At 71.7% G+C, this 21,935-nt stretch carries 20 protein-coding genes; 9 read left to right on the top strand and 11 right to left on the bottom strand.

Features of this window, described 5'->3' with window-relative positions; all coding sequences use genetic code 11:
* Positions 1-11: 11 nt before the first annotated feature.
* Positions 12-1,289, top strand: a complete 1,278-nt coding sequence (locus ACIQPR_RS19250; RefSeq protein ID WP_403649613.1) for a geranylgeranyl reductase family protein — start codon at positions 12-14, stop codon at positions 1,287-1,289.
* Here ACIQPR_RS19250 and ACIQPR_RS19255 read toward each other — a convergent pair.
* Entirely contained in the window at positions 1,279-1,728 is a 450-nt protein-coding gene (locus tag ACIQPR_RS19255; RefSeq protein WP_403649616.1) for a nitroreductase family deazaflavin-dependent oxidoreductase, read from the bottom strand. The genes ACIQPR_RS19250 and ACIQPR_RS19255 overlap by 11 nt on opposite strands.
* Positions 1,729-1,895: 167 nt before the next feature.
* Here ACIQPR_RS19255 and ACIQPR_RS19260 point away from each other — a divergent pair, with 167 nt between their 5' ends.
* The 3 genes from ACIQPR_RS19260 (at position 1,896) to ACIQPR_RS19270 (ending at position 4,557) form a co-directional block, all read left to right on the top strand.
* Positions 1,896-2,588, top strand: a complete 693-nt coding sequence (locus ACIQPR_RS19260) for a TetR/AcrR family transcriptional regulator (protein ID WP_403649619.1) — start codon at positions 1,896-1,898, stop codon at positions 2,586-2,588.
* Between the two features lie 86 nt (positions 2,589-2,674).
* Positions 2,675-3,895 (top strand): sensor histidine kinase, encoded by a 1,221-nt coding sequence (locus ACIQPR_RS19265; RefSeq protein ID WP_403649622.1) that lies wholly within the window; start codon positions 2,675-2,677, stop codon positions 3,893-3,895.
* Complete coding sequence (locus ACIQPR_RS19270) at positions 3,892-4,557, top strand: response regulator (protein WP_403649625.1); 666 nt, start codon at positions 3,892-3,894, stop codon at positions 4,555-4,557. Before ACIQPR_RS19265 ends, ACIQPR_RS19270 begins: the two co-directional genes overlap by 4 nt.
* Here the strand turns inward: ACIQPR_RS19270 and ACIQPR_RS19275 are convergent.
* On the bottom strand, positions 4,518-4,808 hold the full coding sequence (locus tag ACIQPR_RS19275; protein ID WP_403649628.1) for a DUF6332 family protein: 291 nt from the start codon (positions 4,806-4,808) through the stop codon (positions 4,518-4,520). The genes ACIQPR_RS19270 and ACIQPR_RS19275 overlap by 40 nt on opposite strands.
* Before the next feature lie 71 nt (positions 4,809-4,879).
* Positions 4,880-6,370 carry an MFS transporter gene (locus tag ACIQPR_RS19280; protein WP_403649631.1) on the bottom strand — a complete coding sequence of 497 codons (1,491 nt, stop codon included), beginning with the start codon at positions 6,368-6,370 and terminating at the stop codon, positions 4,880-4,882.
* Positions 6,371-6,457: 87 nt separating this feature from the next.
* On the opposite strand from ACIQPR_RS19280, the gene ACIQPR_RS19285 reads away from it, so the two are divergent.
* Positions 6,458-6,835, top strand: a complete 378-nt coding sequence (locus ACIQPR_RS19285) for a MarR family winged helix-turn-helix transcriptional regulator (RefSeq protein ID WP_403649634.1) — start codon at positions 6,458-6,460, stop codon at positions 6,833-6,835.
* Between the two features lie 7 nt (positions 6,836-6,842).
* On the opposite strand, the gene ACIQPR_RS19290 is transcribed toward ACIQPR_RS19285, so the two are convergent.
* On the bottom strand, positions 6,843-7,580 hold the full coding sequence (locus ACIQPR_RS19290; RefSeq protein ID WP_403649637.1) for a maleylpyruvate isomerase family mycothiol-dependent enzyme: 738 nt from the start codon (positions 7,578-7,580) through the stop codon (positions 6,843-6,845).
* Positions 7,581-7,637: 57 nt separating this feature from the next.
* Positions 7,638-8,606, bottom strand: a complete 969-nt coding sequence (locus ACIQPR_RS19295; RefSeq protein WP_403649640.1) for an alpha/beta hydrolase — start codon at positions 8,604-8,606, stop codon at positions 7,638-7,640.
* Between the two features lie 186 nt (positions 8,607-8,792).
* On the opposite strand from ACIQPR_RS19295, the gene ACIQPR_RS19300 reads away from it, so the two are divergent.
* Together ACIQPR_RS19300 and ACIQPR_RS19305 are read left to right on the top strand one after the other, a co-directional pair.
* Entirely contained in the window at positions 8,793-9,248 is a 456-nt protein-coding gene (locus ACIQPR_RS19300; RefSeq protein WP_403649643.1) for a MarR family winged helix-turn-helix transcriptional regulator, read from the top strand.
* A gap of 299 nt (positions 9,249-9,547) precedes the next feature.
* Positions 9,548-11,179 carry an MFS transporter gene (locus tag ACIQPR_RS19305; protein ID WP_403649646.1) on the top strand — a complete coding sequence of 544 codons (1,632 nt, stop codon included), beginning with the start codon at positions 9,548-9,550 and terminating at the stop codon, positions 11,177-11,179.
* A gap of 77 nt (positions 11,180-11,256) precedes the next feature.
* Here the strand turns inward: ACIQPR_RS19305 and ACIQPR_RS19310 are convergent, their stop codons facing one another.
* The gene (locus tag ACIQPR_RS19310; protein ID WP_403649649.1) at positions 11,257-11,910 is read right to left on the bottom strand and encodes a TetR/AcrR family transcriptional regulator; all 654 of its coding nucleotides are present in this window, start codon (positions 11,908-11,910) and stop codon (positions 11,257-11,259) included.
* Positions 11,911-12,134: 224 nt separating this feature from the next.
* Here ACIQPR_RS19310 and ACIQPR_RS19315 point away from each other — a divergent pair, with 224 nt between their 5' ends.
* Together ACIQPR_RS19315 and ACIQPR_RS19320 are read left to right on the top strand one after the other, a co-directional pair.
* A complete protein-coding gene (locus ACIQPR_RS19315) occupies positions 12,135-13,694 on the top strand; it encodes an MFS transporter (protein ID WP_403649652.1) in 1,560 nt (519 codons plus the stop codon).
* Between the two features lie 179 nt (positions 13,695-13,873).
* Entirely contained in the window at positions 13,874-14,779 is a 906-nt protein-coding gene (locus ACIQPR_RS19320; RefSeq protein WP_403649655.1) for a helix-turn-helix domain-containing protein, read from the top strand.
* Between the two features lie 27 nt (positions 14,780-14,806).
* Here the strand turns inward: ACIQPR_RS19320 and ACIQPR_RS19325 are convergent, their stop codons facing one another.
* The 5 genes from ACIQPR_RS19325 to ACIQPR_RS19345 form a co-directional block, all read right to left on the bottom strand.
* Positions 14,807-15,622, bottom strand: coding sequence for an SAM-dependent methyltransferase (locus ACIQPR_RS19325; protein ID WP_403649657.1), 816 nt, complete (start codon positions 15,620-15,622; stop codon positions 14,807-14,809).
* Between the two features lie 165 nt (positions 15,623-15,787).
* Positions 15,788-16,972, bottom strand: a complete 1,185-nt coding sequence (locus ACIQPR_RS19330) for an MFS transporter (RefSeq protein WP_403649660.1) — start codon at positions 16,970-16,972, stop codon at positions 15,788-15,790.
* A 211-nt stretch (positions 16,973-17,183) separates the two neighbouring features.
* Positions 17,184-18,392, bottom strand: coding sequence for an ABC transporter substrate-binding protein (locus ACIQPR_RS19335; RefSeq protein WP_403649662.1), 1,209 nt, complete (start codon positions 18,390-18,392; stop codon positions 17,184-17,186).
* Positions 18,393-18,417: 25 nt separating this feature from the next.
* Positions 18,418-20,946, bottom strand: a complete 2,529-nt coding sequence (locus ACIQPR_RS19340) for an ATP-binding cassette domain-containing protein (RefSeq protein ID WP_403649665.1) — start codon at positions 20,944-20,946, stop codon at positions 18,418-18,420.
* A 12-nt stretch (positions 20,947-20,958) separates the two neighbouring features.
* The gene (locus ACIQPR_RS19345) at positions 20,959-21,828 is read right to left on the bottom strand and encodes a branched-chain amino acid ABC transporter permease (RefSeq protein ID WP_403649668.1); all 870 of its coding nucleotides are present in this window, start codon (positions 21,826-21,828) and stop codon (positions 20,959-20,961) included.
* Positions 21,829-21,935 lie beyond the last annotated feature (107 nt).

Consider the following 21,935-nt stretch of genomic DNA (forward strand, 5'->3'; position numbering starts at 1 on the left):
AGTAGACCATCGTGAGCAGCGAGAACTCTTCGGCGGACGACGAACAGCGGGTGTGGGACGTCGTCGTGGTGGGCGCGGGACCCGCGGGGGCCTCGGCCGCCTATGCGGCGGCCGTCGCGGGACGGCGTGTGCTGTTGCTGGAGAAAGCCGAATTGCCCCGGTACAAGACGTGCGGCGGCGGCATCATCGGACCCTCGCGCGACTCGCTGCCGCCCGGCTTCGACCTGCCGTTGAAGGACCGGGTGCACGCCATGACGTTCTCCAACAACGGACGTTTCACGCGCACCCGCCGCTCCCGGCAGATGCTCTTCGGGCTGATCAACCGGCCCGAGTTCGACCAGCAGCTGGTCGAGCACGCGCAGAAGGCGGGCGCCGAGCTGCGCACCGGCGTCACCGTGACCCGCGTCGAGCAGCACGGCTCCGCGGTCCCGGACCGGCGTACGGTCGCCGTCGTCCTCCAGGGCGGCGAGACGGTCCTCGCGCGGTGCGTCGTGGGCGCCGACGGCAGTGCCAGCCGCATAGGAGCGCACGTCGGGGTCAAGACCGACCAGGTGGACCTGGGCCTGGAGGCGGAGATCCCGGTGCCGGACACGGTCGCCGAGGACTGGAAGGGCCGGGTGCTCATCGACTGGGGCCCGATGCCCGGGAGTTACGGCTGGGTCTTCCCGAAGGGGGACACGCTCACGGTCGGCGTGATCTCCGCGCGCGGGGAAGGTGCCGCCACCAAGCGGTACTTGGAGGACTTCATCGCCCGGCTCGGCCTCGCCGGCTTCGAACCGAGCATCTCCTCAGGGCACTTGACCCGCTGCCGGGCCGACGACTCGCCGCTGTCGCGGGGCCGGGTGCTGGTGTGCGGGGACGCGGCGGGCCTGCTGGAGCCGTGGACCCGGGAGGGCATCTCGTTCGCGCTGCGCTCGGGGCGGCTCGCGGGGGAGTGGGCGGTCCGGATCGCCGAGGCGCACGACGCCGTGGACACCCGCCGCCAGGCGCTGAACTACGCGTTCGCGATCAAGGCGGGGCTCGGCGTGGAGATGAGCGTCGGCAAGACCATGCTGGCGGTCTTCGAGCGGCGCCCCGGACTGTTCCACGCGGCCCTGACCGGCTTCCGGCCGGCCTGGAAGGCCTTCATGGACATCACCCGGGGTTCGACCACGCTGGGCGAGCTGGTGCGCAGCCACCCCATGGCGCAGCGCGCGCTGACCGCCTTCGACCGCAGGACCGCGGAGCCCGTGACGCCGGTACCGCCCGTGCCGCCTGCGGAGTCCGCGCAGGACGAGGTCAGTTCCTGACCGTGACGTGGAAGACGGGGTGGTCGTCCGCGATCCCCCGCAGTTCGTCGTCGGAGGAGTCCGGGCCGACTCCTCCGAAGAACACGCCGACCTCGGCCTTCCAGCGCTTGAGGTAGGCGCGCAGCAGCGGCACCTTGTCGTCGCCGGTGACCTCGGTCGCGGTGAAGGCGTCCACCTTCTTGCCGAGCCGCAGCTCACCGCCGCCCGCCGCCCGCATGTTGTGCGTCCACTGGACGTGACCGCGCGGCGCGACGAGGTACTGCTGTCCGTCCACCGTCAGCAGGTTCACCGGGGTGGTCCGCCACTCGCCGCTCTTGCGGCCGCGGACCGCCAGCACCCGTGAACCCCAGACGCTGAGGCCGCGGCGGGTGAACCAGGCGACGGCGCGGTTCATGACGTTGACGGTGAACCAGCCGGGCTTCTGGACGTGCGTGCTCATGGCTACTCCCTGGTGTGGAGAGCGCGGCTCCCTTTTGTGAGCACTGCTCTCGCTCTCGGGCACCAGTCTGCACCGGCCCGGCGGGCCAATGCAAGAGCGGTGCTCTCTTTTTTATGCGGTGCTCTCGTTTGTGTGCGCTGCTCTGAATCCGTGCCACACTGGCTCGTATGAGCACCACACAAGGAGCCCGCGCCCGAGCCAGGATCGAGGTCACCGCGGCCATCAAGGACGAGGCGCGCAGACAGCTCGCCGCCGAGGGCGCCGCGAAACTCTCGCTGCGCGCCGTGGCCCGTGAACTGGGCATGGTCTCCTCCGCCCTGTACCGGTACTTCCCCAGCCGCGACGACCTGTTGACCGCTCTCATCATCGACGCCTACGACTCCCTCGGCGAGGCCGCGGAGACGGCACACGCCGGTGTCGCGGACGCGGTCCCGTTGCTGCGCTGGACCACCGTGTGCGAGGCGGTCCGCGTCTGGGCGCTCGGCCATCCGCACGAGTACGCCCTCATCTACGGCTCACCGGTCCCCGGGTACGTCGCCCCCGAGACGACCGTCCCGTCCGCCGCCCGCGTCGCCCTCCTCCTCATCGGCGTCGTCCAGGACGCCCAACGGGCCGGCACCCTCACCGAGCCCCCGTTCCCGGTCGGCCTGCGCCCAGAGGCGGACCGCATGATCGCGGACTTCGCGACCGGCCTCCCGCCCGGGTCGGCCCTCGCCGTCGTCGCCGCGCTGGCCGAGACGTACGGACTGGTCAGCTTCGAACTGTTCGGCCAGTTCCGCCGAGTCGTCGAGGACCGTGAGCCGTTCTTCCACCACTCGGTACGACGCCTCGCACTCGGGGTGGGCCTCGCGGAAGGCTGACCGGGGGACGTACTCCCCGGGGAGTACGCGTGAGCACCCCGCCCGGCCGACGCCCCCGGCCCCGCCCGGCGGCTAGCGTGACGTGCATGGACGAGCAGCGCGTATCCGGCGGCGGGCCACCCCGGTGGTCGCGCCACGGGCCGCCGTGGGGCGGGGCGGCGGCACCGGACCGGTGGCCGTGGCGCTCCACGTTGTTGGTCACCGCGGTCGTGCTGGTGGGCAGCGGCTTCGCCGGGCACAGCCAGCCCGGCCGCGTCCCGATCGACCTCTCCGCGCGCGTGCTGCTCGTCCTCGGTTCGGCAGTGCTCCTGTGGCGCCACCGCCACCCCGTAGGGGTCGCCTTCGGGACCGTGCTCGCCGCCGTGCTCTACCTCGGCGCCGGATACCCCTACGGGCCCGTGTTCCTGCCCGTCGCGCTCGGCTGCTTCGGCGCGGTCGTCGCCGGGCGCCGCCGGGCGGCCTGGGCCGCGCTCGGCACGCTGTGGGCGGCGCACCTCCTGATCGCGCACTGGCTCTACCGGTGGCTGCCCCCGCAGCACGACCACGCGACGCCCTGGAGCCGTGAACTGGCCGTCGCCACCTGGGTGGTGGCCGTCGCCGCGCTCTCCGAACTGGCCCGCGCCCGCCGCGACCAGTGGGTCCGCGACCGCGCCGAACGCGCCCAGGCGGCCCGCCGCCGCGCCGACGAGGAACGGCTGCGGATGGCCCGCGAACTGCACGACGTCCTCGCGCACAGCATCTCCGTCATCAACGTCCAGGCGGGCGTCGGCCTCGCCCTCCTCGACTCCGACCCCGAGCAGGCCCGTACCGCCCTCACCACGATCAAGGCCGCCAGCAAGGAGGCGCTCGGCGAGGTCCGCCAGGTCCTCGACACCCTGCGCGCCCCCGGCGACGCGCCCCGCGCCCCGGCCCCCGGTCTGGACCGGCTGCCGGAACTGGTGCGGCAGGCGGCGGACGCGGGCCTCACCGTCGAGGTCGCGGGAACCTGGCCCCGCCTCCCGCCGGGCGCCGACCTCACCGCCTTCCGAGTCGTCCAGGAGGCCCTGACCAATGTCGTACGGCACTCGGGTTCACGGCACGCGCGCGTGCATGTCGACCATGGCCCCCGGGAGTTGCGGTTGCGGATCGACGACGACGGGCCCGCGACCGGCACCGACGCCGGAGGCAGCGGCAACGGACTGGCGGGGATGCGGGAGCGGGCCGCCGCGCTCGGTGGCGGCATCGAGGCGGGCCCGCGCCCGGACGGCGGCTTCCGGGTGCTCGCCGTACTGCCGTTGAAGGCCACACCGAAGGAGGACGACCGGTGATCCGGGTACTGCTCGCCGACGACCAGTCGCTGGTCCGTGCCGGGTTCAAGGCGCTGCTGGGCGCGCAGTCGGACATCGAGGTGGCGGGCGAGGCGTCCGACGGCGAGGAGGCGGTACGCAAGGTGGCCGAACTGCGCCCCGACGTCGTCCTGATGGACATCCGCATGCCGCTGCTCGACGGGCTCGCCGCGACCCGCCGCATCACGGGAGACGGCGGCCTGGAGGAGGTCAAGGTGGTCATGCTGACGACGTTCGAACTCGACGAGTACGTCTTCGAGGCGATCCGCTCCGGCGCCTCCGGCTTCCTGGTCAAGGACACCGAACCGGACGAACTCCTGCGCGCCGTAAGGGCGGTGGTCGACGGCGACGCGCTGCTGTCGCCCGGGGTGACCCGCCGGCTGATCGCCGAGTTCGCGGCCCGCTCCAAGGAACCGGCGACAGCCGACGTGCTCGGCCGGCTCACCGAGCGGGAACGGGAGGTGATGGCCCTGGTCGGCATCGGCCTGTCCAACGACGAGATCGCCCGCCGCCTGGTGGTCAGCCCGCTCACCGCGAAGACCCATGTCAGCCGCACGATGGTGAAGCTGGGCGCCCGGGACCGGGCCCAACTCGTCGTGCTGGCCTACGAGTCGGGGTTGGTCCGCCCCGGCTGGCTGGGCTGACCACCCGCACTCCGCCGGTACTGGTACAGCACGGTCGCCACCCGCACGAGGAACACCACGGGCAGCAGCACGAGCCCCGTGCGCGTCAACACCGTCTCGACGGTGCCCGGCAGTTCGAACAGCCACACCGGACCGGCCACCGCCCCGAACACGACGACCGCCGCGAACACCGCGCTGACCAGCGCGTACCCGATCTCGACGGTCATCGCGTCCCGCTCGGCCTGTGTACGCCGTCCCCCAGTCACGCTCATCCCGGAAGTCTCACACGCACGCGCCCGGCGGGCAATCGGCCCCGCCGGGCGCGCACTTGGGAGGCGTTCCCCTAGTCGCGCAGCGCCACGCGCTCCGCCTCCGCATCCTTCACGGTGGACTTGGCGACCACGAGGGACGGTCGGGGCCGCCGTGCGCGCAGCCCCGGCAGCGTGATCAGCAGACCGGCGGCGGCGACGAACGTCACCACCACGAGACCGGGCCGGTAACTGTCCAGCACCGCCTGCGGGGTGGCGTGCGGGGGCGTGTGCGCGGTCACCACGGCCGTGACGACGGCCAGGAAGATCGCGCCGCCCACCTGCACCGAGGTGTTCAACAGCCCCGAGACCATGCCCTGTTCGTGGTCCTCGACCCCGTTGGTGGCCTGGATGTTCAGCGAGGGGAAGACCAGCGCGCAGGCCGCGCCGATCAGCAGCATCGACGGCAGGATCACCGCCGCGTACCCCGGGTCGAGACTGACCCGCAGGAACAGCGCGTACCCGACGACCATGAGCGCGAAGCCGGTCGCGATCAGTCTCTGGGTGCCGAACCGGTCGACGATCGAGCCCACCTTCGTCGAGGACACCGCCACCACCGCGCCCGCGGGCAGGAACGCGAGCGCCGTGTGCAGCGCGGACCAGCCGAGCAGCGACTGCATGTACAGCGTGACGAGGAACTGGAACCCGACGTACGACCCGAAGAACGCCATCGCGCCGAGCTGCGCGCGGAGTTGGCTGCCGGAGCGCAGCACCCCGAGCCGGATCAGCGGCCCGGCGGAGCGCCGCTCCACGTACACGAAGACGGTCAGCAGGACGGCAACGGCCAGGAAGGAAAGGAGAGTTCGCGCCGATGCCCAGCCGGCCTCGGGGGCCTGTACGACCGTGAAGACGAGCAGCAGCATCGACGCGGTGCCGAGGACGGCGCCGGGGACGTCGTAGCCGTTGTGGTCCTTCTCGCGTTCGCTGCGGGGGAGCAGCTTCAGGCCGGCGAGGAGGGCGAGCAGGGCGATGGGCGCGGGCAGCAGCATGGTGAGCCGCCAACTGGCCTCCGTGAGCAGGCCGGAGAGCACCAGGCCCATCGAGAAGCCGGTGGCGGCGCAGGTGGTGTAGATGGACAGGGCGCGGTTGCGCAGCGGGCCCTCGGCGAAGGTCGTCGTGATGATCGACAGCCCGGCCGGTGCGGTGAAGGCGGCGCTGAGGCCCTTGACGAAGCGGCTGGCGATGAGCAGCGGACCCGAGTCGACGAGCCCGCCGAGCAGCGAGGCCACCGCGAAGACTCCGAGGGCGACCAGGAAGACCTGGCGGCGGCCGAGCAGGTCGGCGGTCCGGCCGCCGAGGAGGAGCAGGCCGCCGTATCCCAGGATGTAGCCGCTGACGATCCATTGGAGCGTCGAGGTGGAGAGGTCCAGTTCGGAGCCGATGGAGGGCAGGGCGACGCCGACCATCGACACGTCCAGCGCGTCCAGGAACATCGCGGCGCAGAGCACCAGCAGGGTGCCCCACAGTCGCGGGGTCCAGCGCACCGCCGAGGAGGGGGACGCGGGAGGGGAGAGCGGAGAGGTCATGCCGCAGAGACTACATGCGCATGCATCGAATGCAACCGCATTTAATTACGGTGCAATGAACCTGTCTCTCTGCTACGGTGCGCTGTCATGGCGGCGAAGAAGGCCGAGCAGGCGCTCGTGGACCAGTGGCGGGAGATGCTGGCGCTGCACGCCCGCACCCAGTGTGAACTCGACCGCACCCTGCATCGACACGGCCTGTGCGGCAGTGACTTCGAGGTGCTGGACGTGCTGGCCGGTGACGCGTGCGCCTACCGCGTCCAGGAGATCTCCGAGCGCGTCCACCTCAGTCAGAGTGCCCTGTCCCGGCTGATCGCCCGGCTGGAGAAGGACGGTCTCGTCGAGCGCGGCATGTGCGCGGAGGACCGCCGGGGCGTGCGGGTGACCCTCACGGACAAGGGGCGCGACCTGCACGGCGAGGTACTCCCGTTGCAGCGCGCGGTGTTGACGAGGATGCTGTCGGACTGACGGACCGTCAGCTCCAGGTGATCGCCGACTTCTCCCGCCACAGCGCGGCGAGCGAGGCGTCCCCGCGCACACTCGGGAACGGCGCCCGGTTCCACAGCGCCGGGTACAACTCCCCGACGGAACCGGCCAGTTCACAGTCGGCGGCCTCGGTGCCGCCCCGCTCGGCGGCGGGCGGTTCCTGGGAGAGCCGTACGGTCCACACGGCGTCCGTGTCCGTGGCCCGTACCCGCAGTACCCGGGGCTCGGGGGTGCGCACCCGGCTGCTGTCGCGGGCGTGGAAGCCGCGCAGCAACTCGTCGATGCCGTCGGCCGCGAAGTCCGGGTCGACGGCGGTGGGGGAGCCGCCGCGTGCCGCCTCGGCGTCCAGTCGGTGCACGGTCGTCTCGTGCGCCTGTCGGCGGGCCCAGAACGCGAGCGGCGAGGGGGCCGGCAGGAAGTGCCAGCACGCCACGTCGGGCGGGGCGGCGGCGAGCGTGTCCACGAGGCGGCGGTGCCCCGCCCGGAACCAGGCCGGCAGCTCGGCGTCGTCCAGGTCCGGCAGCCCGGCGTCGGGGTGGTACCGGGTGTGCCCCTCGGCGACGAACGCGGTCGCCCAGCGGTGCACCATCCCCGTGTGCCGCAGCAGGTCCCGCACCCGCCACCGCGGACAGGTCGGGACCTCGGCGTCGATCCCGGCCGCCTCGGCGGCCTCGGCCAGCAGGCCGCCCTCCCGGTCGAGTGTCCCCACGAGCGCGTCGGTGTCCATGCGGTCGAGTGTGCCGTATGAAGCGCGGTCGAAGGCGGGGGAGGGCGGCGGGTCGGGTCAGCCGGTGGCGAGCGCCTTGCGCAGCACGGTGACGGCGAGGGTGATGGCGGCCTCGGCCGCGTGGGTCTCGCGCAGGGCGTTGAGCATCACGAAGTCGTGGATGGTGCCCTGGAAGCGGACGGCGGTGACGGGGACCTCGGCCTCGCGGAGCTTGTTGGCGTAGGCCTCGCCCTCGTCGCGCAGGACGTCGGCCTCGCCGGTGATGACGAGGGCCGGGGGCAGCCCGGTGAGCTGCTCGGTCGTCGCCCGCAGCGGGGAGGCGGTGATCTGGGCGCGCTCGGTCTCGTCGGTCGTGTACTGGTCCCAGAACCACTGCATGCCGTCGCGGCGCAGGAAGTAGCCGGTGGCGAACTGGTGGTAGGAGGCGGTGTCGAAGCTCGCGTCGGTCACCGGGTAGAACAGCACCTGCTGGACCAGGGGCACATCGCCGCGTTCCTTCGCCATCAGGGTGAGCGCGGCGGTCATGTTGCCGCCCACGGAGTCGCCGACCGCGGCGACGCGGGTGGCGTCCAGGTCCTTGCTCGCGCCCTGCTCCACGACCCACTTGGCGACGGTGTAGTTCTGCTCGATGGCGACGGGGTAGCGGGCCTCGGGGGAGAGGTCGTACTCCGGGAAGACCACGGCGGCCCGCGCGCCGACGGCGAGTTCGCGCACGAGGCGGTCGTGGGTGTGGGTGTTGCCGAAGACCCAGCCCGCGCCGTGGATGTAGATGATCACGGGCAGCGGGCCGGAGGCGCCCGCCGGCTTCACGATCCGGGCCCGGACGCTGCCGGTCGGGCCGCCGGTGACGGTGATCCACTCCTCGTCGACGGCGGGCTTGGCGATCTCCCCGGACTGGACCTCGTCGACCGCCTTGCGGCCCTCCGCCGGGGCGAGGTCGAAGAGGTAGGGCGGGTTCGCGGTCGCCTCCACGAAGGCCTGCGCGGCGGGTTCGAGGACGGGGCGGGGTGCGCTGCTGTCGGTCATGACGGTCTCCTCACGAACGGGTGCCGCGGACGGGCCCCGGTGGGGTCCGGGCCGGTGGTGCGGCACGGGAACGACAGTAGCGCGCGACTAAGTCGTGCACAACTTAAGCGTGCTCGATATGATCGACCGGACTCGAACGATAAGGTGGTGATCGCCCTGAAGAGCACCGGAGCCAGGAGTCCGACCATGAGCTCAGCCGCCGCGGAACCGGCCGAGGGATCACTGCTCCTCGACGACCAGCTGTGCTTCGCGCTGTACGCGGCCTCCCGCGCGGTGACCGCCCGCTACCGGCCGCTGCTCGACGAACTGGGCCTGACCTACCCGCAGTACCTCGTCCTGCTCGTCCTCTGGGAGCAGGACTCGATCTCCGTACGCGATCTCGGCACCGCGCTCCAGCTGGAGTCGAGCACCCTCTCCCCGCTGCTGAAGCGGCTGGAGGCGAACGGCCTGCTGCGCCGTGAACGCCGGCGCGACGACGAGCGCTCGGTCGCCATCCGGCTCACCGACACCGGCGCCGGGCTGCGCGAGCGGGCCGCCGCCGTGCCCCTCGCGATCGGCGACGCCATGGGCCTGACCCCCGCTCAGGACGCCCTCGCCAAGCAGCTCCTGCGTCTGATCACGGCCAACGTCTCCGCCGGCTGACCGGCTCCCACCTGCGCTTTCGCCCGCCACGGCACGCTGTGTCGTCGCCGCTGTTCAGCTTAGCTTGCAGGTTCAACGGCATCTCCAGGACCGGGTCCCCGGGATACGGTCCGAAGCGATTTCCCGCAACGAAATGGCTTACGTCAATGGAGATTCAAGCCGAACAACCACGTCAGCTTCCGGAACCCGGGACACGACTGACGGAGTCGGCACCGTCACCCCCGCCGTAGCCGCGCACAGCACGCCACGCGCAATCCCACACCCGGTCAATCAGCCCCCGACGACGTCGAAGAGGTGCCATGCCGACCCCGGTCTCCGAAGTCACGCCTCCGTCCCCCCGGCCGGACTCCCCGTCCGGCCCCGCCACCGCCACCGTCCTGCTGGCCTGCCTGGGAGTCTTCGTCTCCTATCTGCCGGTCGTCGGTGTGTCGGTGGCGCTCCCGGTGATCCAGCAGGCGCTGGACGCCTCCACCACCGGACTCCAGTGGATCACCGACGCGTTCATCCTCCCGACCGCAGCCCTGCTCCTGACCTGCGGTGTCATCGGCGACCTCTTCGGTCGCAAGAAGATGTACCTGATCGGCCTCGCGCTGTCCTGCGTCGGCTGTCTGGTCGCCCTCACCGCGCACGGCGTCGTCCAGGTCTGCGTCGGCCAGGCCCTCACCGGGGTCGGCACCGCCGCGCTGCTCCCCGCCACCCTCGGCCTGATCAGCCACGTCTGCCCCGACCACCGCAAGCGGGCCGGCGCGATAGCCCTGTGGACGGCCGCCCTCGGCCTCGGCCTGACCCTCGGCCCCCTCTTCAACGGCCTGATCGTCGAACACACCACCTGGCGCTGGATCTTCCTGCCCACCCTGGTCATCGGCGCCCTCACGGTCCTGGTCGGCGCCTTCGTCCTGGTCGACTCCCGCTCCGACCGCGAACGCCACCTCGACCTCCCCGGCCAACTCCTCGCCGTCGTCGCCATCACCGGCATCGTCTACGGCGTCATCGAGGGCGGCGGTGCCCCCGGCTGGGGTTCGGCCGAGGTCGTCACCGCGTTCGTCGTGGCCGCCCTCGCGCTGCCGGCCTTCGTCCTGGTCGAACTGCGCTCCCGCTGCCCCATGTTGGACATGCGGCTCTTCAGGTCCACGGCGTTCTCCGGCGCCGCGTTCGTCATGGCGCTCACCCTGTTCGCCCAGGTCGGTCTGGTCTTCTCGCTCAGCGAGTACTTCGGCCTGGTGCACCACGCCTCGACCTGGGACATCGGGGTGCGCCTGATCGCCCTCAACGGCTTCACCGTCGTCCTCGGCCCGGTCGTCGGCCGCCTCATGCACCGCTTCTCGCCCGGCCTCGTCCTGGTGGCCGGCCTGCTCGTCGGCGGTGTCGGCGCGCTCCTGGTCAACCTCTTCGACGCCACCACCGGCACCGGCGAAGCGGCCCTGGTCATCGCGGTGTTCGGCATCGGCATCGCGCTGGCGATGGCCCCGATCACCACCATCGCCATGAACAGCCTGCCCCGCCGCCTGGGCAGCACCGCGGGCGCCGCCAACAGCGCGCTCCGCCAGATCGGCAGCGCCCTCGGCCCGGCCATCTTCGGAGTCGTCCTCACCCACCGCACCCTGGACACCCTGCCCGCTCACGTCGCCGCGTCCGGCCTCGGCCCCGCCGACCAGGGCCAGGTCATCGGCACGGTGAACGGCGTCGGCATCCAGGCGGGCGCCTTCCTGCACCTCGACTCCGGCGAGGCCACCGGCCGGGCACTGGCCGCCTACGGGGCGAGTTTCACCGACGCGCTCCACACCTGCGCCCTCGTTGGCGGAGTCGGCATGCTGGTGGCCGCCGCCGTAGCCCTCGTCACGATCGGGGTCCGCGCCCGCGCCCCGCACCCGGAGACCGCCCCGGCACCCCGACCCGCCGCCGGAGCGACGGCGATGGGCGAGACCGGCTGACCAACACCCGCTCCGCCAGGGGTGGTTGCTCATCGGTTACGCCACCGGGAGCCAACCACCCCTGGCCTACGGCCCGTTCAGGCCGCGGCGCCGTCGCGTTCCACCGCGGGGGCGAGCAGATGGCAGAGCGAGTCCGCCAACAGCCCCAGCGGGTCCGCGGTTTCGAGCGGCCACTCGACGGCGATCCAGGCGGAGAAGAACGACTCCGTCTGAAGTACGGCCATCAGCGCGCGCTGCCGGGCCTCCGCCGGATCCACCTCCCGCCACCGCCCGTAATCGCCGACCAGCATCCCGACGTACCGCTCGTGCGCCTCGACGTACTGCCGCCGCCCGTCGCCCAGGCTGCGCAACGCGGTCGGGGCCGCCGCGTTCGCGACCCGGCGGATCGGCGCCATCTCCCGCCAGCGGACCACCGCCCCGTCCAGCCACGCCCGGACCTCCGCGGGCGTCCATCGGGGGAGCGCCGCCAACTCGGCGTACGCCTCGCCCATCAGGCCGTACAGGCGCTCCACCAGCGCGTCCACGATCTCGGCCTTGCCGGGGAAATGGGCGTAGACCGTCACTCTGGTCACCCCCGCCGCCCGGGCGATGTCCTCCATCCGCGCTTCGAGAAAGGGCTTCTCGGTGAACACCGTCACGGCCGCTTCGAGCAGTCGGCGATGCGTGAGGATCTTCTGCTCCTCACGCAGGTTCTTGCGCGGCGTCGGCTCCATCCGCCCAGTCTCTTGCATACCGCGACTCTACGGCGGACGGGGTGCGCCGCAGCGAGCGATGCCGCCCTGACCTGGTGTTCACGAGCGCCTCCGCCGGGCCTTCCCACCCGCTGGAGGACGTCGACGACGGCTACGGCGACCCGGAGGCGGTCCGTACTGTCTCCCGTCGCTGTACACGATGTATGGTGAGGCGATCTCGCTATACAGCGTGCATAGCGAGCTGGTCGCAGGGGGTTCGTCGGATGAGCACGGCAGGGAACGGGGCGAGTCCCGCGGACGTCCCCCCGGCGGTCCGCCGCGAGGTGCTGAAGGCGCTCAGCGGGCTGCTGCTCGCGCTGTTCGTGTCGACCCTCAGCAGTACGGTCGTCTCCAGCGCGCTGCCGAAGATCATCGGGGCGGTGCACGGATCGCAGACCCAGTACACCTGGGTCGTCACCGCGACCCTCCTCACCACCACCGCGACGACCCCGATCTGGGGCAAGCTCGCCGACCTGTTCAGCAAGAAGACCCTGGTGCAGGCGTCCATCGCCGTGTTCGTGCTGGGCGCCCTGGCCTCCGGGATCAGCCAGACCGCCGGGCAGCTCATCGCCGCGAGGGCCTTGCAGGGTGTGGGCGTCGGAGGCGTGCAGGCCCTCGTCCAGATCTCGCTCGCGGCGATGATCCCGCCCCGCGAGCGCGGTCGCTACAGCGGCTACTTGAGCAGTGTCACCGCGACCTCGACGATCGGCGGGCCGCTGCTCGGCGGGGTCGTCGTCGACACCTCGTGGCTGGGGTGGCGGTGGTGCTTCTTCATCGGCGTGCCGATCGCCGTCGTAGCCCTGTTCCTGCTCCAGCGGACACTGAACCTGCCCGTCATCCGCCGTGCGAACGTCAGGATCGACTACCTGGGCGCCACCCTGATCGCCGCCGGGGTCAGCGTGCTGCTGGTGTGGGTGTCCTTCGTCGACAACTCCTTCGGCTGGGCCTCCTGGCAGACCGGGGCCATGGTGGGCGGCGGACTGGCGCTGCTCGCCGTCGCCGTACGGGTGGAGTCGCGGGCCGCCGAACCCGTCGTACCGCTCGCCATCGTGCGGCAGCGGACCACGGCGCTGGCGATCGTCGGCAGCCTCGCCGTCGGTACGGCGATGTTCGGCGCCGCCGTCTTCCTCAGCCAGTACTTCCAGCTGGCCCGGGGACACAGCCCGACGCAGGCCGGGCTGCTGACGATCCCCATGATGGCGGGCATCCTGGTCGCCTCCACGGTCGCCGGGCGCCTGATCAGCAGGACCGGGACGATCAAGCCGTTCATCATCACCGGGGCCGTGCTGCTCACGGTCGGGTTCGCCGGTCTCGGCACCCTCGACTCCAGGACACCGATCCCGCTGCTGAGCGTGGAGATGCTCTGCGTCGGGATGGGCGTCGGGATGACACTTCAGAACCTCGTGCTCGTCGTGCAGAACACCGTGCCGCTGAAGGACATCGGCGCGGCCAGCTCGACCGTGTCCTTCTTCCGTTCGCTCGGCGGCACCATCGGTGTCTCCGTGCTCGGCGCCGTACTGGCCCGGCAGGTCCAGGACCGGATCGCGCACGGCCTCGCCGACGCGGGACTGCGCGGCACCGCCACCGGATCGGACGCCGTGGCCGTGCGGGGGATCGTCCGCGCCGCCTACGGGGACGCCACGGCACAGATCTTCCTGCTCTCCGCCGGGGCGGCCCTGCTCGCGGTGATCGCCGCGATCCTGCTGAAGCCGGTGAGCCTGCGCAGCAGCCTCGATCTGACCGGGAAGAACGAGGACGCGGCGGTTCCCGCCGAGGCGGGGTGACGGCCGCCTGGCACCCGCTGCCAGACAGCGCGCGCACGGACTCGCCCATGGGGGCGCCGCCGCGGTGCAGGGGAGAGCAAACTCCGGAGCACGGCGAGTCGACGGCCGACTGGCCCTAGGATGACTGCCCGTAGCGCTTGTCCCCACACAACGTCGCGTGCACCGCAGGGAGTTCGACCATGGGATCCGACGAGGTCTTAACCACACCGCCCGACCACGCGCTCCTGGACGGCCGGTCGGCCGGCCCCATGGTGCCGCGTCTGGTACTGGGCGCCCGGCTGCGCGAACTGCGGGAAGCACGGCACATCTCCCGCACGGCCGCCGGTGAGACCATCCGCGCCTCCCGCTCCAAGATCAGCCGACTCGAGGCCGGCCGGCACGGATTCAAACTGCGCGACGTGACCGACCTGCTCACGCTCTACGGCGTCCTGGACGAGGCCGAGCGCGGCACCCTGCTGGCCCTCGCGGAAGAGGCCAACGCCCCTGCCTGGTGGCAGTACTTCAACGACGTGGTGCCCAGCTGGAAGCAGGCCTACCTCGGCGCCGAACAGGCCGCGAGCCTCATCCGCTGCTTCGAAGTCCAGCGCGTGCCCCAGCTGTTGCAGACCCCCGACTACGCGCGCGCCTCGCTCCGCCTTGCCCACACCGACGCGCGCGGGACGGAACTCGACCGGCGGGTCATGCTGCGGATGACCCGCCAGCGCGTCCTGCGCCGCAGGCCGGCCGCGCAGCTCTGGGCCGTGATCGACGAGGCGGCGCTGCGCCGCCCGGTGGGCGGCCGGCGCACGATGCGCGCCCAGCTCAGGCATCTCATCGAGATCTGCCGACTGCCTCAAGTCACCGTCCAGATCATGCCGTTCGTCACCGGCGGCCACGCCGGGGAGGCCGGACCGGTGACCATCCTGCGGCTGCCCGGCGGCCGGCTGCCCGACATGGTCTACCTCGAACACCGCGTCACGGCCCTCTACCCCGACCGGCCGAACGAGATCGAGTGCTACTGGGACGTCATGAACCGCCTGGTGGTCGAGGCGGAACCGCCGGAGGAGACTCCGACGATCCTGCATCGCATCCTTCAGGAGACCTGACCGACAGGCGGTCCGAGCCGGGCGGGGTCAGCGCTTGAGGCCGACGCCGCCGTACTGGTGCACTTCGGCGGGCAGGCCCCAGGCGCTGTCGTCGGGGCGCCAGCGCGAGCAGGACGCGACGCCCGGTTCGAGCAGTTCCAGACCCTCGAAGAAGCCCGCGATCTGCTCGGGGCCGCGCAGGATGTACGGGATCGAACCGCCCTCGTTGTACTGCCGGATGGCGTCGACGTAGTCCGCGCTCGTGTCGGTGCTGTCGTACTGCACGAGATAGCTGCCGGCGGGCAGCGCGTCCACCAGCCGCCGCACGATCGAGCGGGCCTCGTCGTAGTCCTCGATGTGGCCCAGGATGCCCATCAGCATGAGCGCGACGGGCTGGTCGAAGTCCAGCGTCTTCGCGGCCTCCCGGATGATGGTGTCCGGGTCGCGCAGGTCGGCGTCGACGTAGTTGGTGACGCCTTCGGTGGTACTGGTGAGCAGGGCGCGGGCGTGGGCCAGCACCAGTGGGTCGTTGTCGACGTAGACGATGCGGCTCTCGGGGGCCACCCGCTGGGCGATCTCGTGAGTGTTGTCCACGTTGGGCAGGCCGGTGCCGATGTCCAGGAACTGCCGGATGCCCTCCTCGGCGGCGAGCTGGCGCACGGCGCGGGCGAGGAAGTAGCGGGCGGCGCGGGCCCCGGTCTCGATACCGGGGAAGATCTCGCGGAAGGCGTCCCCGGCGACGCGGTCCACCTCGTAGTTGTCCTTTCCGCCTAACCAGTAGTTCCAGATCCGGGCCGACTGCGGCACCGTCGTGTCGAACTTGGAGAGCGCTTCCTGCTCGGAGCCGGCTGTCTCGTCCGTCATGGTCACTCCTGTGGGTGCGTGGTGGGGAGCACGGAACCGTCGAACTCTGGCCGTGGAGGCCCACGTTATTCCCCCACGGCTCGGCTCATGCGTCCCGCCTGCCCCAACGGGCCTTGTTCGGACGCCTGTTGGCTTGTTTGCCACTCCGGTCCGGGGGAACGGGCCTCAGCGTTCCGCCGCGTGCCGGGTGAGGAACCCGATGAGCGCGGCCGTGGCGGCGAGGACGGCCACGCTGGTGAGGGCGGCGGGCAGCGAGTACCAGTCCGCCATGAAACCGATGGCGGGCGGACCCAGGAGCATGCCGCCGTAGCCGAGGGTGGAGGCGATGGCGACTCCGTCGGGGCCGGCCAGGGTGCCGGCGCGCTCGACGGCGACCGGGAAGAGGTTGGCGAGGCCGAGCCCGGTGATCACGAACCCGAGGACCGCCGCCCACAGCGTGGGTGCGAGCGCCCCGAGCAGCATGCCCGCGGCGGCGGTCGTGCCGCCGGACACGAGGGTGCGGGTCCGGCCGAGACGTTCGAGCAGCCGGGTGCCGCTGAGCCGGCCGACGGTCATGGCCAGCGCGAAGCAGGAGTAGCCGATGGCGGCGGCGCCTGCTGTGGCGTCCAGATCCTGTTGCAGATGCAGCGCGCTCCAGTCCGCGAGGGCGCCTTCCCCGAAGGCCGTGCAGAGAGCGATCAGACCGAAGGTGACGACGAGACCGCGGGTACGGGTGTCGAGGCGGCGGGGGGCGGCCTCCTCCTTCCGGGAGTCGGGAGCCGACGCGGGCGGGGGCGGCGGCGGGGGCTGGAGGCGGAGCAGCGGGGGGCCGATCAGGGCGGTGACCAGGAGGCCGAGGACCGCGAGACCGAACAGGTGCTGCGTGGGGGTCAGTACTCCGGCGACCAGCCCGCCGAGCCCGGCGCCGACCATCCCGCCCAGGCTGAACGCGGCGTGGAAGCTGGGCATGATCGGCCGCCGCATGGTCCTGACCAGTTCGACGGCCGCGCTGTTGAACGCGACGTTGATGCTTCCGTAGGCCGCGCCGAAGACCAGCAGGACGAGACCGAGGGCCAGTGCGGAGTGCGTGAGGGGCGGGAGCGAGACGCTGAGGGACAGCAGCACGGCGCAGACGACGGTGACCTGGTGGTTGCCGTAGCGGCGGCAGAGGCGGCCGGTGAGCATCATGGTGATCACGGCGCCGGCCGAGACACCGAGGAGGGCGAGCCCCAGGGTGCCGGCGGAGGCGCCGGTCTGGTGCTTGATGGCGGGGATGCGGACGACCCACCCGGCGAAGATGAAGCCGTCGAGGGCGAAGAAGGCGGTGAGGACGACTCGGAGCCGGGTGAGGTCGGTGGGGGTGCCGGGCACGGCGTTGTGCGTACGGCTTTTGTTTATTTGCGGCACAAAGTCAGGCTAGGCGGGTCGCGGCACAGGGGCAAGAGTCAAAGGACGGGGGAGGGGGGGCGAGGGGCGCGGGTCACGGTGCACGGGCCGGGGCAGGCCGTCCGTCGAGCCCCGGCCCTCTCCGGGCGTCGACGGACGGCCAGCCCTCCCCTTCCCCCTCGCCCTCCCCGCGCTGTCAGTCGCGGCTCGGCGGAGTGTAGAAGTCGCCGACCGATGTCCAGACGCCGTTCTTCACGACCACGCGCTGCACACTGCGCGTCCCGAGATGGTCGCTCGCGCTGAACTTCATCACCGGTGAGACCCCCGGGTCCACGGAGGACGCCTTCTCGTAGGCCTCGGTGATCGACTTGGACGTGACGGGCCCCTTGATGGTCTTCGCGATCTCGGCGAACACCTTGGCGTTGCTCCAGCCCCACAGCGCGAGGAATCCCGCGTCCTGGCCCGGCTCGTACTTGGCCATCGCGGTCCGGAACTCCTTCACCGCGGGATCGTTGTCGGAGGGCGCCTTCACCAGCTGTACGGCCTTCAGGCCCTCGGCGGCGTCCTTGGCCAGCGCGATCGTCGACTCGGCGGCGACCGGGGCGTAGGCGTAGGTGGGCAGGGACAGGCCCTGGAGCTTGGCCTCCTTGAGGAAGGCGGCGGCCTCGGGGGAGGTGAGGATCAGGACCACCGCCTGCGTCTTGGCGGCCTTCACCTTGCTGATCACGGGGGTGTAGTCCGTGGTCTGGTACTTGACCGGCAGCCGGTCGACCTCGACCGAGGGATCGAGCTTTTGCGCGACGGGCTTCACCTGCTCGGCCACGTTCACGAACGCGGCCGGGTCGCTGTGCACCACGAGGATCTTCTTCGCGCCGTCCTGCACAGCCCACGCGGCGATCGCCGCCGCCTGGTCCTCGTACAGCGTCTGCGTGCCGAACAGACCGGCGCGCGGCGGCTTGTACCAGGACTCGGTGCCGCCCACCTCGTTGAGGACGGGCACCTTGGACTGGTTGAGGACGAACGGGAAGGCCGCCTCCGCCTGCGAGGTGCCGTTCGCGTTGACGATGGCCACCACCTTGTCCTGGCCGACCAGTTCACGCGCGATCTGCACGGTCTGCTGCGGATCGGCCGCGTTGTCCTTGACGGTCCAGTCGATCTTGCGGCCGTTGACGCCCCCTTGGGCGTTGAGCATCTTGAAGTACGCGTCGGCGCCCGCCTTCTCCCCCACGCCGTAGGTCGCGGTCGCGCCGGTCAGCGGGAGCCACGCGCCGATGTGGATCTCGGCGGAACTGCCGCCGGCAGCCGTGGAGTCCTGGCCGGCGCAGGCACTGGCGGTGAGCGCCACCGCGGCCAGAACGGCCGACGCGGCCATGGCGCGGCGGGATTTTCTCTTGGTCCGGAACACGGTCCACCTCGTTCGCAACGGATTGTCAATTCACTGGTGAGATCCGGGCGTTGCCCGCCGCGGTGGGTGCGGCTCCGAGGCCGCCGCTGAAGTAGGCCGCTTCCGCGAGTGCCGCGAACTCCGGGTCGTCGGGCCGCCCGCGCGCCGCGACGACGCCCTCGTGCAGTACGGCCACCTCGTGGCAGACGGACAGGGCACGGCTGAGGAGTTGTTCGAGGAGTACGACGGTCAGCCCCTCGTGGGCCAGCCCGGTGAGCCGGTCGTACACCTCGTCGACCAGGGCGGGGGCCAGGCCGAGCGCCGGTTCGTCGACGATCAGGACGTCCGGCGCGCCCATGAGGGCCCGGGCGATGGCGAGCATCTGCTGCTCCCCGCCGGACAGCCCGCCCGCGGAGGCCGACATCCGGTCGCGCAGCCGGGCCGGCAGCCACTCGACGGTCTCCTCCAGCCGTGCGCGCAGCGCGCCGCCGGTGATGCCCGCCGCGTAGGCCGCGACTTCGAGGTTCTCGCGCAGGGAGAGCGTCCTGAACAGAGCCCGCCCCTCCGGCGCCAGACCGGTCCGGACGACTCCGGTCGACTCCCTTTCCCCGCGCGCCGGTTCGAGGGAGCCGTGCAGGATGCCGGCCAGCGTGCTCTTGCCCGCGCCGTTGGCTCCGGCGATGCCCAGCACCGCCCCCTGACGGACGTCGAGGTCGACGTCCCGCAGCGCGACGACCCCGCCGTAGGTGTGGCCGATCCCGCGCAGGCGGAGCATGCTGCGTTCGCCCACGTGCTCGGGCGGCCGGGTCCTGGTGCCGACCGTTCCCAGGTACGACGAGCGCACCTTTGGGTCCTTCAGCACGGTGTCCGGGGTGCCCTCGCCGATCGTGCGGCCGAAGTCGAACGCGAGGACGCGGTGCGCGACGGCGAAGAGGTCGTCGAGGACGTGGTCGATGATCACCACGGCGGTGCCGTCCGCGTGCAGCCGCCTGATGTGCCGTGCCAGCAGCGCCCGTTCGCCCGCGTCGAGACCGCCGAACGGTTCGTCCAGGACGAGCAGTCGGGGCCGCTCGGCCATCGCGCGCGCCAGGTCGAGGCGCTTCTGGAGGCCGAACGGCAGCTCCTTCGGGCGGCGTTCGGCCACCTCGGCGAGACCGACCGAGCGCAGCAGCCGCGTGACGTCGGCCCGGTGTGCGGCGGTGATCCGGCGCCGCGTGCACAACACGTTCTCGGCGACGGTGAGTTCGGAGAACACCTCCGCGTGCTGGAACGTCCGGCCGATGCCCAGCCGCCGTCGCGCGGTCGCCCTCGCGCCCAGCAGCGGCTGCCCGGAGAGGTCGGCGGTCCCGTTCACGCGTCCGGTGCCGGTGAGCCCGGAGAGCGCGTTCAACAGGGTGGTCTTTCCGGCCCCGTTGGGTCCGATGACCGCCAGGATCTCGTTCTGGCGGACCGTCAGGGAGGCGTCCTCCAGGGCCTTCAGCCCGCCGTACGACACCGACAGGTGCTCCAGGCGCAGCAGTTCGGGTCCGGCGCCGATCCCTTCGGCCGCGGCGGGCGGTGGGGACGGCGTGGCATCCGTCGACTCCGGTGGCGGTGACGTGTGTTGAGCGCCGGGCCGGCGCAGGACGCGGCCCGCGAGCCCGCCGAGGAACGGAACGACCCCGCCCGGCAGGAAGAGCAGCACCGCGATCAGCACCAGGCCCTGCACCACCGGCTGGGGCAGGCCCACGGCGGAGGAGAGCGAAGGGTTCCAGGTCAGGTAGACGCCGCCGGCCACCGCGCCGACGATCGTGCCGACCCCGCCGAGCACACAGGCCGCGATCAGCGAGATGCCGAACGTCAGTGAGAAGGGGTCCGGGCTCACGAATCCGGTGAGCAGTCCCAGCAGTACGCCCGCGAAGCACGTGCACGCCCCGCTCACCGCGAACGACAGCGCCGACTGCGCCTCCGGAGCGATGCCGATCGTACGGGCCGCGAGGGGATGTGACTTGGCGGCCACCAGGCGCATCCGCAGCCCGGAGGCGGCGGCCGGTACGGCCAGCGCGAGGACCACGGCAGCCGCGCCGACCGCGAGGTACTGCGTCTCGGTGCCCCCGCCCGCGAGGGTGCCGAAGCCCAGGGCGCTGCGCAGTTGGACCACCGGCACTCCCTGGTCGCCGCCGGTCACACCGCTCCAGCGGTTGATCAGCTCCAGGGTGACCGTGGTGAACGCGAGGGTCAGCAGGGCGATGTAGAGCACCGAGAACCTGGCACCCGCGTAGCCCAGGAAGGCGCCCAGCGCGGCACCGGCGGCGACGGCGGCGAGGGCCACCGTCTCCAGCGACCAGCCGTGACCGCTGCCGTACGCGGCGAAGTAGGCGCCGATGGCGAAGAACGCGGGGTGGCCCACCGACCAGATGCCGGACCAGCCGGCGAGCAGGCCGACCGACAGGATGACGATCGTGTACACGGCCGCGAGCCCCACCGAGTACATCTGGTACGCGGGGATCGCGCCGGAGGCCATGAACGCGATGAGCACCGCGCCGGCCGCCGGGCCCAGCGCGGCCCGCGCCAGGAGGGAACGGTTGAAGACCATAAATGCGACCCCTCAGACCCGCTGGAAGGTGCGGGTGCCGAACATGCCCTGCGGGCGGATCAGCAGCACCAGCACGGTGAAGGAGAAAACGAAGGTGTCCCGGAAGCTGGCGGAGACGTAGTTGGCCGCCAGGTTGTCCAGGACGCCGATGGTCAGCCCGCCGAGGACGGCCCCGTACATGCTGGTCAGGCCGCCCAGGAAGATTCCGGCGAAGGCGCGGAAGAGGGGGGCGACCAGCGCGGTGGGCACCAGGCCGGACCGGGGTGCGTACAGGCAGGCGGCGAGTGCGGCCAGGCCCAGGCCCAGCGCCCAGGAGATCCGGGCCAGCCGCTGCGAACTCAGGCCGACCACCCGGGCGGTCTGCGCCGATTCGGCGGCGGCGCGCATGGCCGAGCCGAGCGTGGTGCGGGCGAAGAGCCAGCCGACCAGTGCCATCGCCACGGCGGCGACGGCGATCGTCAGCAGGCTCTGGGCCGGGACCGCCGCCCCCGACCAGCGCACCGTTCCGTCGAGCAGGCTGGGGAAGGCCTTGGGCTGGTCGCCCCAGACGGAGCCGGCGATGTTCTCCGCGATCAGGGACACGCCCATCGTCACGACGAGCGCGGAGAACAACTGGCCCTGCCCCAGCGGCCGGATCACCGTCTCCCGGACGAGCAGGCCCGCCACCACCGTGATCACGACGGCGGCCAGGACGCCGAGGAGCGTGGCCACACCGCGGTCGTGCAGCGAGAGCGCCACGTACAGGCCCAGGGTCGCGAGCGAGGCCATCGCGAAGTTCACGACGTCCGTGGCCCGGTAGATGATGACCAGCCCGAGACCCATGAGGCCGTAGACGGCGCCACTGGCCACACCGCTCACCAGGACGAGCAGGAACTGACTCACAGTCCCTCCTTCGGGGAAGAGCGCGTTCGCGCCAGCTGTGCGGGAAGCGTGATCGCCTCACCACGGAGTCAAAGTGAACTCACTTCAGTAAGCTAGGCACGGCCGGG

This window comes from Streptomyces sp. NPDC091280, from assembly GCF_044768565.1.
Classification (GTDB): Bacteria; Actinomycetota; Actinomycetes; order Streptomycetales; family Streptomycetaceae; genus Streptomyces.